This window comes from Marinihelvus fidelis (assembly GCF_008725655.1).
GTDB classification, from domain to species: domain Bacteria; phylum Pseudomonadota; class Gammaproteobacteria; order Xanthomonadales; family SZUA-36; genus Marinihelvus; species Marinihelvus fidelis.
This window is the reverse complement of sequence record NZ_VYXP01000003.1, coordinates 130,049-142,527: the sequence shown is the minus strand read 5'-3', so window position 1 is coordinate 142,527 and position 12,479 is coordinate 130,049. Positions and strand designations below refer to the sequence as shown.

Here is a 12,479-nt window from a genome sequence, read left to right as displayed (position 1 = left end):
GTCAGTCCCTCAACTCGCGAACGACGCGGAAACCGGTGAAGTCGTTGCGGTCGCCGGCCTTCAGGTCAAAACGGGCCGAGTAGCGGATGTCGCGCGTACCGGTGACCCACGAGCCGCCGCGCGCCATGCGCGATGAGCAGATCCCCCGGGTCCAGGCACGGCCATCGGCCGGGGCGTCGATGTAGGACAGGTTCATGCAGTCAGCGGTCCATTCAGCCACGTTACCTATGACATCGAAGAGGCCGTAATCGTTCGGCCTGAGCTGGCCGACGGGCAGGGTGCCCAGCGCGGTGCTGTCGGCACAGGCCTGGTGGCGCCAGCGGAACTCGGTTTCCATGCCGGCGATGTTGCCGAACGAACAGACCTGGGCCGGGTCGCCGAAGGGGAAATCGCCGCTCTCGCGGGCGCGGGCCATGTATTCCCACTCGCTTTCCGTGGGCAGGCGATAGGTCTCGCCGGTAAGCTGGCTGAGCCAGTGCGCGTATTGCTGGGCATCGTTCCATGACACCATGATCACGGGTCGCTCTTCGCGACCCCAGCCGTTATCGGATGGAGCCGCTTCGCAGCCGCCGGCGTCAACGCAGGCGTCCCATTGCGCCATCGTCACCTCGTACATGCCGGCCGCGAAGTCGCGCGCGATGCGCACGGCATGGGCTGGCTGCTCGCGGGTCGGCGCGTCGGCGGCATCGCTGCCCTGCTGGAACGCGCCGGCCGGGATCACGATCATTTCCGGGCAGGTGTCGCAGTCGCGGAAGGAGCGCCCCGGGCGCAGGTCGAAGCCGTCGATGGCGGCCAACGCATCGGCCACGTGTTCGCCGTCGGGGAAGGCGTCGATATAGGCCTGGTAGGACTCGGTCGTGTCCAGTTTCAGGGCGGCGTCCCAGGCCGTGGACTCGTTGGCCTGGTCGAGCAGTTGCCGGCGCAGCGCGCGCGCGGTCTCAACCTGGTCACCGGCCGGCCAGGTGCGGATGTACTCGTCCATTGCCGCCACGGTGCCGGCGGTCCTGGCCTGGTCCCAGGCGGCCTGGTCGGCTGCCTGGCGGGCCAGGCGTTCGCGTTCGGCGCGGGCCTCGGCCTCGTCGATGCGCTCGATGGCGCGTAGCGCGTCGGCCTCGTGCAGGCCACCGGGAAACTGCTCCAGGTAGCGCGAATAGGCGCCGCGGGTATTTTCTTCAGACAGTTCCTGCCAGGCCCGCTCGTCGAGCACGTTGATCTGCAGCCGCGCCTGCTCCCGGAAGATGGAGTCCGGCCAGGCTTCCAGGAAGCGCCGGTAGCCCAGCAGCGTGTCGGCATCCAGCGCGGCCTGCCACTGGGCGCGTTCCTCCGGGCTCGCCGCGCGTTCGTTGCCGCTGCCCGTGGGGCCCGCTTCCGGTGCCTGGCGGCCGCTATCGACCGAGGGCTCGGGCAGGCGTTCCGGGTCGCCGCCAAGCAGGAACACGGCGATGGCTACCAGCACCAGGCCCAGCGTCGCGAACAGGGCGGTGGACAGCCACTCGCGCTTCTCCGTGGTGTCTTCGGCGGTTTCGGCGCGGCCGGCGTCCAGGCGCCAGTCCAGGCTCTCGTAGGCCCGGCGCCACTGTGCGACTGATTCGGGTCGATTGGCCGGGTCCAGGCGCAGGCCATGGTCGATGGCGTCGCCCAGACCGCCGTAGCGGCTGGCCGGCAGGCGCTCACGCGCGGGTAGCAGCGGATCCGCCTGGCCCGCATCTTTGGCTGCCTGGCGGACGTCGGCGGGCACAGGCGGCTCGCCGGTCAGGGCGTGATAAAGGGCCGCGGCCAGGCCGTAGATATCGGCCTGCGCCCCGACGCTGCGCGCCGCGTCATACTGCTCCGGCGCCGCGTAGCCCGGCGTGCCACGGCGCGCGTCGGCGTCGGTCTCGACTAGGCCGCCATGGTCCATCAGCGTGACCCGGCCGTCGTCATCGACCAGGACATTGCCCGGCTTGATGTCGCGGTGTACCAGGTCCAGTTCGTGCAGGGCGGCCACGGCATCCATCAGCGACAGCGTGACGGTCCGGGCCAGGCCCGCCGCCGGTGCTGAACCCAGGGCTTCGAGCAGGGGTTCGCCGCCGTACAGCGGCATCAACTGGCAGCTGGTGCCGTTGGCGTCGAACAGGCGGATGACGCGCGCCAGGGCCGGGTGTTCGATGCCCGCGGCGAGCCGGGCTTCACGCCGGAAGCGCGCCAGCCCGGCTTCGAAGGCACCCTCGTCGCCCGGCCGCGGACTTACATGGCCGTCATCGTCACGCAGGGCCAGGCCTTCGGGCAGGTACTCCTTCAGCGCAAAGCGGGCATCGATGGCGGGGTCGGTGACCTCGTAAACCGCGCTTTCCGCGGTCTGGCGCAACAGCCGGTTGATGACCAGGCCATCAACCTGGCTGCCGGCCGGCAGTGTGGCCGGGCGGTTCATGGCGCGCTGTCCTCGTCGTCATCCAGGCGGAACTTGACCGCCAGGTCGCCCACCTGCAGGGTCTCACCCGGCTCCAGGTACACGATCTCCCCGGACAGGCAGCGGGCGGCGCCGATCGAGGTGCCGTTGGTGGAGCCCAGGTCGCCGGCCATCAGCGCGCCATCGCGGCGCTCCAGGCGCAGGTGAACGCGGCTGACAGAGTCATTGTCGAGCACCAGGTCGGCATCGGCGCGGCCCAGGACGCAGGCGAACGCGTCGGCGTCCACGGCGCAGCGTGTGCGCAGCGCCTCGCCCTCCGGCGTCGTCGCCTGGGCGTAAAGCCAGGCGTTGGCGCCCGGCGGCCAGCGTTCGGCCGTGGGTGTCTTGGGGCTTTCCTGCGACGCTGCAGCCTGGCGCGGGGCGGCGACCAGTTCGACGGTGTCGGCATCAGTGACCGGCGCCTTTCCACGCCTGTGCCAGCCCAGCAGCACCGCCACCAGCAGCAGCATGCCCAGCGCGCCGCCGACCGCCGGCGGCAGCCAGCGGGGTAACGGCGCAGGGGCATCGGCTTGCCCGGTGGCCGGTGTTGATTCGCCGACCCCGTTCGTCGCCAACGGTTCGTTGTGGGCGGCGTTTTCGGCCGGGGCATCCGCAGGGGCGTCGTCCGAGCCGGTCGCGGCATCCACCGTGTCAGCGGCCGCGGTGTCGTCACCCGCAGTGTCGGCATCAACAGCGGCGGGCCCGGGTTCGGCCTGCGGTGGCACTTCGGGTTCGGGGCTGGTGTTCGCAGGCTCGGGTGCCTGTTCGGCAACCACCGGGCGCGCGCACGGGGCCGTGCTCAGTGCCGGCGCGCCCAGCCGGGCCAGGACATTGCCCAGCTCGGGGTCGAACATCACCACGGGTGGCAATGGCGCGGCCAGGTCGGGCTCGCCCATGGCCAGGCTGTAGCCCACCCACTGGTCGCAGCGATTGAACAGCAAGCCGGTGACGTTGGGCAGTCGTGGTGTTTCCTGCAGGCCGTAAACGCCCGCGGTGACATTCGCGCTCAGGCGGGCCGGCAGCCACATGGGGCCGCGGCCCTCGGCCATCTGTTTCGCGGGGGGGAAGCCGCCGAAGCGTAGCTCGTCACCGTCTTCGCCTGGGTCCTGGGCCAGCACGACAGGCGGCGCCATCAGGCCGGGCACGTCGAGAATGGCGAGCCCGCCGGACTGGGAAATCTCCCGCACCGTGGCCGGGCGGCCGTTCAGCGCGATGCTGCCGCCACCGTCCATGACCGCGAGCGCGGGGCCACCATCGAGCGTGTCGGCGACAAAGCTGGCCGGCAGGATCACGCGGCCGTAGGCGACCACGACACCGGTGGTGGGTTTAACCTCGGTGGCCGACACCAGCTTGACCACCAGCACCACGCCATCGGGCAGCGTCTTGCGGGTGGGGTAGGTGTCGTCGTCCTGCGCGGCCGCGAAGGCCGGCAGGACAGCGATACAGGCCGCGAGCAGGGCGGCGATGACGGGATAACGGTGTTTCAACGGGCGTACAGGCGGTTGATCAGGTTGTCCAGGCAGTACTGGCCGGCGCGGTTCAGGGTGTTCTCTTCACGACCCTGCACCAGGTTCTGCAGGAACACCAGGATCGCCGCCATCACCAGCGCCAGCAGCGTAGTGCTGAAGGCCACGCCCAGGCGCTGGGTCACCTCGTACAGCAGTTCCGGGCTCTCCACGTTGGTGCGGTTACCGGCGTAGTTCAGCGCCATCATGATGCCGACCACGGTGCCGATAAAGCCCAGCGACGGAATCAGCCAGGTGATGTAGCGGATGATGTTGTAGCGCAGGTCCAGTTCATGCAGGAACAGTTCCAGGCTGGAGTTCAGCAGCGCGTTGGTCTGGTCCACCGAGCGGCTGAGGTTGAAGTTCAGGATGCAGCGCTCCACCAGTCGCGGCACGAAACAGGTCCGGCGGTATCGGCTGGCCCGCACCTTGCGGAAAATCGGTGTCAGGTCGTCACCGGGGCGCAGGACCGTCTCGTCGTCGGTGGGCAGGTAGTCGCGGTCGAACTGGGCCTCTTCCAGCCGCCCGGCGCGCCAGCGGATGGCGATTTCGCCCAGGCCGATGAAGAACGCCACCCACAGCACATTCTGTACCGTGAACGGCCAGGTCGCGCGGTAATAGTCCAGCAGCACGGCCGCGGCGGATGGCGGCAGGATACGCGCCAGCAGCGCGATGACCAGGATGGCCGTGATGGTACTGATGACCAGGGCGATCAGGCGGGTGATGCCGGGTCGGTTCATGGGCTTGTGTCCTTGTTGTTGTTCCGGGTTTCGCGGATGGCGCCGGTGACCGGGTCACGGCTCACACGCGCCGGTGCGTCCGCGTCGGGCGCCGTGCGCCGCCGGGCGGCGGCCAGGCGCGCGGAGCGGAGCCGGGCCGTCGGGCCCAGTGCCGTGGTCAGCGTGGGCAGGTCAAGCGGTGCGTCACCCAGGCGGAGTTCATCGCCTGCGCAAAGCGTGGTGCGCCGGACCCGCAGCCACTGGCCGTTGCGCCGCAGGCGAACGGGAAATCCGGGCTCCGTGGCGTCCACCCAGATGTAGCCGTCAACGTCCAGGCGCGCACGCGCGTGCACCGGCGCGACGCCATCGGCTTCGAGGGTGAGATCGCAGTCGGCATCGCGACCCAGGCTCAGGGTTTTCATGCGTTTCGGGGCTCCATGGGCGGCGCGAATTCTATCAGCATCATCGTTGGATTCCCGTTATTGCGCCAGCGCCAGGAAACCACCGGAATTGGCCCGTGCGAGTGTTTCCATGAAGGCCACGGTGCCCTGGTACTTGAAGTAGTCGCCGATGGTCACCGCGTGCACTTCCACGTTGCCCGGGTTGGCCACCGTGATGGCCTGCGCCAGCGGCCGCGCGGGCAGGCCGCGGTTGAACGCGGGATTCGGCAGGCCGTCGGAAAACAGGATGACGGCGCCGGCAGGGGTGCGGTAGGCGGCCTCGAACGCGGCCAGCATGGGCGAGCCGCCGGCGAAGGCGCCCGAGCGATCACCCAGCCAGCGCAGTGCCCGCGCGCGGTTGGCCGCGGTCACCGGCGCCAGCGCGCCCTCGGTCGGCCAGTGGTGAAAGCGCGGCCCGTCGTCGAGTTGCTGGAAGCCGATGATGCCAACCTCGAAGCCCGGCTGCAGTGCGTCCAGCGCGCGGCCTACACTGCGCAGCACCAGCTCGCTGTGCTCGCCAAGGAACTTGTTCATGTCCACCAGCAGCACATAGCGGGTCTGCTCGGTTTTCAGCCCCAGGAAACGAAAGGTCACCGCGTGGGCATTGGCCGTGTCTTCCAGTTCCTCGTCGAGCACCGCGGGCGTGGGCTGCTGCCGGCGCGCCGTCAGCTGGGCATTCAGGGTGTTGATCTCGCTGCCCAGGATGCGCTCTTCCGCCTCCAGTTCCAGCTGCCGGGTGCGCGCCGCGTCCAGCGCCATTTGCAGGCGCTCGACGCCCATCTCGGTCTCGTCGAGCAGGGTTTCGGATTCCCGCGCCAGCGCGTCCAGGTAGGCCAGGTGGCCTTCCATGCGCACCTCTTTCTGGTAATCGGGCATGAGGATGATGGTGATGATGATGAACGCACCCATGCCGGAGGCGAACAGGTCGATGGCCGACAGTGAAAACACGCTGCCCATGCCGCGCCGCCGCCTCATCGTGACACCCCGACGAAGTCGCCGTTGTTGAGTCGCGCCAGGGTCTGCAGGAACATGACCAGGTTACGGTTGTGGGTGTAGTCGCCGATCGCCACCGTGTGCAGCTCGGTCTGGCGGAACTGGTTCATGCCGGTAATGTTCTGGATGATGTAACCCGGCGGGCTGTTCGGCTCACCGTCACTCATCAGGATCACGGCGTTGGCCGGGTATTCGAAGGCCGCCTGCAGGGCCATCAGCGTGGGCGTTGAGCCGACGAACTTGGTCGACAGGCCGCGGGCGAACTCGCGCGCCTGGGCCAGGTTGTCCGGGGTGCCGGCGGCCATCGTGGTCCCCTGCGGCCAGCGCCACAGCACCGGTTGCGGGTTGCCCTGGTAGCCGACGATGGCGAACTCGTCATCGGCGTCCAGTGGCCCGAGGATGTCGAGAATGGCCTGCAGCACCAGGCTCTCGTAATTGAGCATGCTGCCGGACATGTCGACGACGATGACGAAGGAGCGGGACTCCGAGGCCAGTCCCAGGATCGAGAATTCTACGCCGTCGACCGGTGCCCGCGGCGGCGGGGTCGGTTCGGGCTCGGGTGTACTGGTGTCGACCGGTGTGTCGGCCAGCTGGCGCTCGATGTCGCGGGCCTCGTTGCGCAACCGCGACAGCGCGGCCTCGGTGCCGCGGTTGGCGGCCATCAGTTGCTCGAGTTCCGACTGCATGCGCTCGCGCTCGGCCTGCAGGGTCTCGGTGTCGGCCGCACGCGCGCGCCGCTCCTGCATCAGCGCCCAGGTGTCGGAAAACGCCTGGCCGCTGCCGGCGCGCTGGTAGTAGGGGAACAGCAGCATCATCAGCAGGATGAACGCGCCCAGCGCCGAGGCGAACAGGTCGACGGCGGAGGTGGTAAAGACGGCAGTTTCGCGATCAGGAATTTTCAACGTCGGGGCGGCGGCTTTCTGGCAAGGCGGACATGGGGAACATTGACTCTGCGCGACCTCAAATGTTCAATGCGCAGTCGGCGGCAAGCGTGGCGGAGACGGCGCGTCGGCCAGTTTAACCAAAGTGACGGGGTGCGTCAGGCATGAAAACAGCGGAGAACGCGACTTGAACACGCGAAGGGTCATCAGCCAGGTGGTTGCCGGCCTGGTCGCGTGGTCATTGCTCGTGGCCGCGCTGCATGCCGATACGCCGCTGAGCCGCGAGTACTTTATCCGCCAGGGCAGTGACGAGGCCCTGTGGGTGCGGGTCGACGGTGTCGATGCCGAGTTTGGTGTTGAAATCCTGGATATCAATGACATTCCCGTGACCACCGCGGGTGTACCCGGCCAGCGGCTGGCGCCCCTGTTCCTGTACGTGGACGAGACGTCCCGTGAGCGGCAGCTGGACATCCGCGTCACGGCGGGCCGTCACACCGACCGGACCCGGTTCGACCTGGGGCTGAATCGCATTGGCGTCCGTGACCAGCGCAGCGCCGCGCTCGACCGCGCGCTGCGGTCGATGGCCTTCGGCCTGCAGGCGCCCGCGGTCGAGACGGCGGCCAGCTGGAGCATCAAGGCCGGCTCGCTGTCGACGGCCGCGAGGACGTTTGTCGAATTCGGCATGGATGAGTTGCGGCTGTGGTCCATCTATTACCAGGCGCATATCGCCGCGCATGGCATGGGTGACCCGGCCACGGCACTGGACCTGCTGGCCGATATCGACGCCGACCAGGCCACCGGCCGGTTTCCCGCCGTGGCGCTGGCGGCGGCCCGGTTGAAGCTGGCGCTGGCTTCCCCCGACCGCGATCCGCAGCTTGCGCTGGAGACCGCCGACAACGTACTGGCGCAGCCGGCCATCGGTACGCAGCCACTGGTGCACGCCGAGGCGCTGTTCACCCGCGCCGAGGCGCTGTCGAAACTGGGTCGCGACGACGAGGCTCTGGAGGAACTGCAGGCGGGGCTGGCGCAGGCTGACGACATCGGCGCGGATGACCTGTCGACGTCCATTCGTGAGCGGCTCGTCGATGTCCACGCCGTGCAGGGCGATGTCGTCGCCAGTGGCGAGGTGCTGCGGGAAATCGAATCGCGCCTGGACGCCGACGCCCAGGGCGACGAGCTGGCGCTGAACCTGCTGGCCCAGGGCCGGCTGCTGAATGACGCATGGCGGTATCCGCAGGCCCTCGACGTGCTGGGCCAGGCGCTGGCGCTGGAACGCAACACGGCCACCCGCGCGCAGCTGCAGCTGGCCTCGGCGCGGGCGGCGATGGGGCTGGGCCGCTTCGACGACGCCCTGGCCTGGGCCGAGGCGGCGGCCGCGATGCCGGACGGCACGGGCTGGCGCCGTCGCACGGCGTTGCTGGACGTGTCTGCGGCGCTGGGCATCATGGCGGATGTCTATCGCCAGCGCGGTGATGTCCAGCGCATGCGTACACTGCGCGCCGCCCAGGGCGAACGGCTGGAGGGCGCCGCGGAGCGGGCCGCGCACGATTACGCCCTGGCCCTGGACGCGTTGTCCGCGCCGGGTTCCAGGGCAAGCGCCGAAGCACCGCTGCGGCGCCTGCAAGCCGCGACGGACTCGCCATGGGCGCCACTGGCGGCCCTGCAGCTGTGTATCGCATTTGATGCCTGCACCGCCGACAGCGCCCGCGAGGCCCGTGACCGGGCGCGGGTAACGGCCATACCCGGCGTAGCGGCCGAAGCGGACTTCCTGTACGCGCGGCATCTGCAGCGCCAGGCGCAGTGGGCGGACGCATTGTCGCAGTACGAGCGCCTGCTTGATGACATTGGCTGGCATCGCCAGGCCCTGCCGGGCGTACTCGGCGGCTGGTACGCACAACGGCGGGATGCGCTGGTCACGGGGTATACCGGCCTGCTGATGTCACGCGCCACCCCGGCCCAGGCGCAGCTGGGCCTGGCGCGCGTGCGCAGCCTGGCGGCTTCACTCGAACCATCGTCCTGGACCACGGCGCAAGAGAGCGCTTTGGCGGAACTGCGCGAGTCTCTCCGCCTGGCGGCCGCCGGAGACTCCGCCGCCGCCGACCAGGCGCGCAACGCCCTGGCATCACTGCGGCCACCGCCCTCCGCCGATGCCGAAGCGGGCGCGACGGCACTGGCCGCCTGGCGCAACGCGCTGGGCAGCGACGGCGCGGTGCTGGACTTCCACATCGCCGCTGATGGCGCCTGGGTGCTGCTGACGGACGGGCGCGGTACGGAGCGGTTCAGCCTGGCCACCGGCGGATCGCTGCGCGAGGAACTGTATGACCTGGCCGACCGGCTGCCCACCCTGGATACCGAGGCCTTCGACCAGGCCATGGCGCGGCTCGGCCGGCAGTTGCTCGGGCCCATCAGCCGGTCATTGCCACGACGGCTGCACTGGGTGGCCGCGGGCCCGCTGGCGCGCCTTCCGGCGGCGGCCATCCGCGTCAACGGTGATTACCTGGTGCAGCGCCACGTGCTGTCGACACCAACCGGTTTCCCGGAGACCCCGCCCAGGGTAGCGACAGACCCGGGAGACCGCCTGTTCCTGGCCGGTGCGCCGGAGGACTTCCAGTCCGGCTACCTGGCGGCACTCGCCCCGGCCCCGGAGCTGGACGCGGTGGCCAGCCTGTTCGTCGGGCCCGGGCTGACGCTGGTGCGGGGTTCGGCCCTGCTGGCCGACGAGTTCGAGAGCCCCGACTTCCGCCAGGCCGGGCGTGTCCACCTGGTGATGCCGGTACATATCGACATGGCCCGACCGGACAACGCCTGGCTGGAGTTGTCGGAGCCCGCCGGCGGCCTGGGGCGTGAGCGCCCGGGCCCGGCCGACATGGCCACGTGGACGACGACGGCGGCCCTGGTATACATGGGCCAGGCCGAAATGGTGGGTCGCCCCGGCCAGGAAGACCTGGTGCCGCCAATCGTGGCCGAATGGTTCCGGGCCGGTGCCGGCAGTGTCCAGGCCACCCTGTGGCGCGGCGACCGCGAGCGGTCGGCCGCATTCGCTCGCGCCATGTACTCGTCGGCCGACGCCGACCTGGCGCCCGCCACGGCACTGGCCACGGCCATGCGTGAGTCCATCGACGCCGGCCAGGCACCCCGTGAATGGGCACGCTACCGGTTGTACACGCGCTAGGGCAGTGCTGGCATCCATGGCCGAGGTAGCGTATTTTTCAGCGACATGGTCCCGACCCCCGAGGAACACATGAACCAGATCCCCATTCGCCGGTCGCAGCGTACGCTGTTGGCGCGGTTGCTCGTTTTCGCCCTGGTAACGTCATTGCTGGTGGCCTGCGCGACCAGCCCCACCGGGCGGCGCCAGCTGATGCTGGTGTCGGAGGACTCCGCCATCGCGAGTTCCAAAGAGGCGTACGTGTCGACGGTCAGCGAGTTGCAGAAGGAGGGCAAGCTGTCGTCTGACCAGGCACTGGTCCGGCGCGTCGAGCGCATTACCGGCCGGCTGATCACCGAGGCGATTGCCATGCGGCCCGATTCCGCGGACTGGGAGTGGAGCGTGGTGGTGATTGATGATCCGCAGGTCAATGCCTGGTGTATGGCCGGCGGTCGCATGGCCATGTACACCGGACTGGTCAACACCATCCAGCCCACCGACGATGAACTCGCGCAGGTCATGGGCCACGAGATCGCCCATGCGCTGGCCAATCACTCGGCGGAAAAGATGTCGGTGCAAATGGCCAGTTCCATCGGTGTGGCGGCCGTCGGTATTTTTGCCGATAACAAGGCTATCGCCACTTCGGGCGCGGCGCTGGCCGCGGTCTACGCGGTCAACATGCCCAACAGTCGCACGGCAGAAACCGAGGCCGATCGCATAGGCATCGAGCTGGCGGCCAAGGCGGGTTTCGACCCGCGCGCGGCAGCCACGCTGTGGGCCAAGATGGCCAAGGACGGCGGCGCCTCACCGCCGCAGTTCCTGAGCACGCACCCCGACCCGGCAAACCGGCAGAAAAAGCTGGCTGAGCTGGAGCCGGAAATGATGCGCTACTACGACCCGAAGGCGCCGCACCCGGTCTACCCCCTGTAACGCACCGCCACAACGCGGCCCTCGGCCGTGAGGGTGCCGCCGGCGTACACCTGCACCTCGACCACGGCCTTGCGCGCCGAAGAATCCGTGACCCGGGCGGTCAGGGTCATCGGCGTGCCATCAATGGGCGTGGGCGCGCGGTACTCGACATGCAGCGATGCGGTCACGCAGCGCGGCGGGTGCCCGCTGTACTCGGCGAGGAAGTGGGCCGCGCCGGTGGCAATGCCGTGGCAGTCAATCAGCGACGCGATCAATCCACCGTAGGCGACCCCGGGTACGCCCATTTCATGCGCCTGTGGCAGGTACTCCGCGACCACGCGGTCACCGTCGATATAGCTCTTCAGGTGCAGGCCCTTGTCATTTCTGGCGCCGCAGCCGTAGCAGACCTGGAAGTCCGGGTCGTAATGGTCCTGGATGGCCATGGCATCGGTGTCGTGTTGCTTCAAGGTGGTTCTCCCGTGAGTCAGGTCGGGTTGGCGTCCAGCGCGGCCCGCGCCGCGGCGATATCGTCCGGGCCGACTCGGCAGCAGCCGCCGACCAGGCGGGCGCCGGCGGCGCGCCAGGCCAGCGTGTCCGCGGCCCAGTTGTCGGTGCGGGTGGTGCCGGTCCAGTCTTTCGCCGCGGCATCATAACGCTCACCGGAATTGGGGTAGACCAACACGGCCTTTTCCGGCGCGCCGGCCCGCACCTCGGCGATCAGTGATGGAATGAGCGCCGGATCGGTGCAGTTGACGCCGATGGCGACGACGCGCGGGTGGTTGGCGAACAGGCTGGCCATGTCCCGCAGCGGCGTGCCGTCGTGCAGGTGGCGTTCGTCCTTGCAGGTGAAACTGACCCAGGCCGGGGTCTCCACCAGCTTCAGCAGGCCGTGCAGCACCTGCGCCTCGACGTGGTCGGGCAGGGTCTCGCAGGCGATCAGGTCGGCGCCAGCCTCGTCCAGGACGGGCAGGCGATGGTAGTGGAAATCCCTCAGTGCTTCGGGAGAGACGCCGTACTTGCCCTGGTACTCGGAGCCGTCCGCCTGCACCGCGCCCCAGGGCCCGCAGCTGGCCGCCACCAGCGGCCTGCGGCGCCCGGGCGGCGCCTTGCGCAGGTAGCGGTCGCGCGCGGTTTTCGCCAGGGTCACGGACGAGGCGATCAGCTGGTCGGCCTCGAAGGCGGACATGCCCAGCGCCATGAAGCCGGCCTGGCTGCCCTGGTAGCTGGCGCTGACCAGGCAGTCCGCGCCGGCCTCGAGAAAATCCATGTGCGCGGCGATGATGGCTTCGGGGTCGTCGCGCAGCAGCGCCGCCGACCACAGGTGCGTCGACAGGTCATGCCCGCGCGCTTCCAGCCGGCTGGCCAGGCCACCGTCCAGCAGCAGCGTGCCGCCGTCGGGTACGAGATCGTCGAAGCGCTTCATGCCCGCAAATTTAGCACGTTATAATCGCGCACC

Annotated in this window: 10 protein-coding genes; 2 read left to right on the top strand and 8 right to left on the bottom strand. The window is 69.2% G+C overall.

Annotated features, from left to right (window positions below; all coding sequences use genetic code 11):
- Position 1: 1 nt before the first annotated feature.
- The 6 genes from F3N42_RS05070 to F3N42_RS05045 are packed head-to-tail and all read right to left on the bottom strand — an operon-like array spanning position 2 to position 6,987.
- Positions 2 to 2,410 (bottom strand): bifunctional serine/threonine-protein kinase/formylglycine-generating enzyme family protein, encoded by a 2,409-nt coding sequence (locus F3N42_RS05070; protein ID WP_150863302.1) that lies wholly within the window; start codon positions 2,408 to 2,410, stop codon positions 2 to 4.
- Positions 2,407 to 3,915, bottom strand: a complete 1,509-nt coding sequence (locus F3N42_RS05065) for an FHA domain-containing protein (protein WP_150863301.1) — start codon at positions 3,913 to 3,915, stop codon at positions 2,407 to 2,409. The genes F3N42_RS05070 and F3N42_RS05065 overlap by 4 nt, the downstream gene beginning before the upstream one ends.
- Positions 3,912 to 4,673, bottom strand: coding sequence for a MotA/TolQ/ExbB proton channel family protein (locus F3N42_RS05060; protein WP_150863300.1), 762 nt, complete (start codon positions 4,671 to 4,673; stop codon positions 3,912 to 3,914). Before F3N42_RS05060 ends, F3N42_RS05065 begins: the two co-directional genes overlap by 4 nt.
- Entirely contained in the window at positions 4,670 to 5,074 is a 405-nt protein-coding gene (locus F3N42_RS05055) for an FHA domain-containing protein (RefSeq protein WP_150863299.1), read from the bottom strand. The genes F3N42_RS05060 and F3N42_RS05055 overlap by 4 nt, the downstream gene beginning before the upstream one ends.
- Before the next feature lie 57 nt (positions 5,075 to 5,131).
- The gene (locus F3N42_RS05050) at positions 5,132 to 6,067 is read right to left on the bottom strand and encodes a vWA domain-containing protein (protein WP_150863298.1); all 936 of its coding nucleotides are present in this window, start codon (positions 6,065 to 6,067) and stop codon (positions 5,132 to 5,134) included.
- Positions 6,064 to 6,987, bottom strand: a complete 924-nt coding sequence (locus F3N42_RS05045; RefSeq protein WP_150863297.1) for a vWA domain-containing protein — start codon at positions 6,985 to 6,987, stop codon at positions 6,064 to 6,066. Before F3N42_RS05045 ends, F3N42_RS05050 begins: the two co-directional genes overlap by 4 nt.
- Positions 6,988 to 7,153: 166 nt before the next feature.
- Here F3N42_RS05045 and F3N42_RS05040 point away from each other — a divergent pair, with 166 nt between their 5' ends.
- Both F3N42_RS05040 and F3N42_RS05035 read left to right on the top strand, forming a co-directional pair.
- The gene (locus F3N42_RS05040) at positions 7,154 to 10,138 is read left to right on the top strand and encodes a CHAT domain-containing protein (RefSeq protein ID WP_150863296.1); all 2,985 of its coding nucleotides are present in this window, start codon (positions 7,154 to 7,156) and stop codon (positions 10,136 to 10,138) included.
- A 69-nt stretch (positions 10,139 to 10,207) separates the two neighbouring features.
- Positions 10,208 to 11,044, top strand: coding sequence for a M48 family metallopeptidase (locus F3N42_RS05035; protein ID WP_150863295.1), 837 nt, complete (start codon positions 10,208 to 10,210; stop codon positions 11,042 to 11,044).
- Here F3N42_RS05035 and F3N42_RS05030 read toward each other — a convergent pair.
- Both F3N42_RS05030 and mmuM read right to left on the bottom strand, forming a co-directional pair.
- A complete protein-coding gene (locus F3N42_RS05030) occupies positions 11,032 to 11,490 on the bottom strand; it encodes a PaaI family thioesterase (protein WP_224784719.1) in 459 nt (152 codons plus the stop codon). The two genes, F3N42_RS05035 and F3N42_RS05030, sit on opposite strands and share 13 nt — an antisense overlap.
- 17 nt (positions 11,491 to 11,507) lie before the next feature.
- Entirely contained in the window at positions 11,508 to 12,446 is a 939-nt protein-coding gene (gene mmuM / locus F3N42_RS05025) for a homocysteine S-methyltransferase (protein ID WP_150863294.1), read from the bottom strand.
- Positions 12,447 to 12,479: the final 33 nt, after the last annotated feature.

What these genes read in the sequence shown, in the direction of transcription:
- F3N42_RS05060 (WP_150863300.1), bottom strand. Translation starts at nt 4,673, where the DNA reads ATGAACCGACCCGGCATCACCCGCCTGATCGCCCTGGTCATCAGTACC.
- F3N42_RS05070 (WP_150863302.1), bottom strand. Translation starts at nt 2,410, where the DNA reads ATGAACCGCCCGGCCACACTGCCGGCCGGCAGCCAGGTTGATGGCCTG.
- F3N42_RS05050 (WP_150863298.1), bottom strand. Translation starts at nt 6,067, where the DNA reads ATGAGGCGGCGGCGCGGCATGGGCAGCGTGTTTTCACTGTCGGCCATC.
- F3N42_RS05055 (WP_150863299.1), bottom strand. Translation starts at nt 5,074, where the DNA reads ATGAAAACCCTGAGCCTGGGTCGCGATGCCGACTGCGATCTCACCCTC.
- mmuM (WP_150863294.1), bottom strand. Translation starts at nt 12,446, where the DNA reads ATGAAGCGCTTCGACGATCTCGTACCCGACGGCGGCACGCTGCTGCTG.
- F3N42_RS05035 (WP_150863295.1), top strand. Translation starts at nt 10,208, where the DNA reads ATGAACCAGATCCCCATTCGCCGGTCGCAGCGTACGCTGTTGGCGCGG.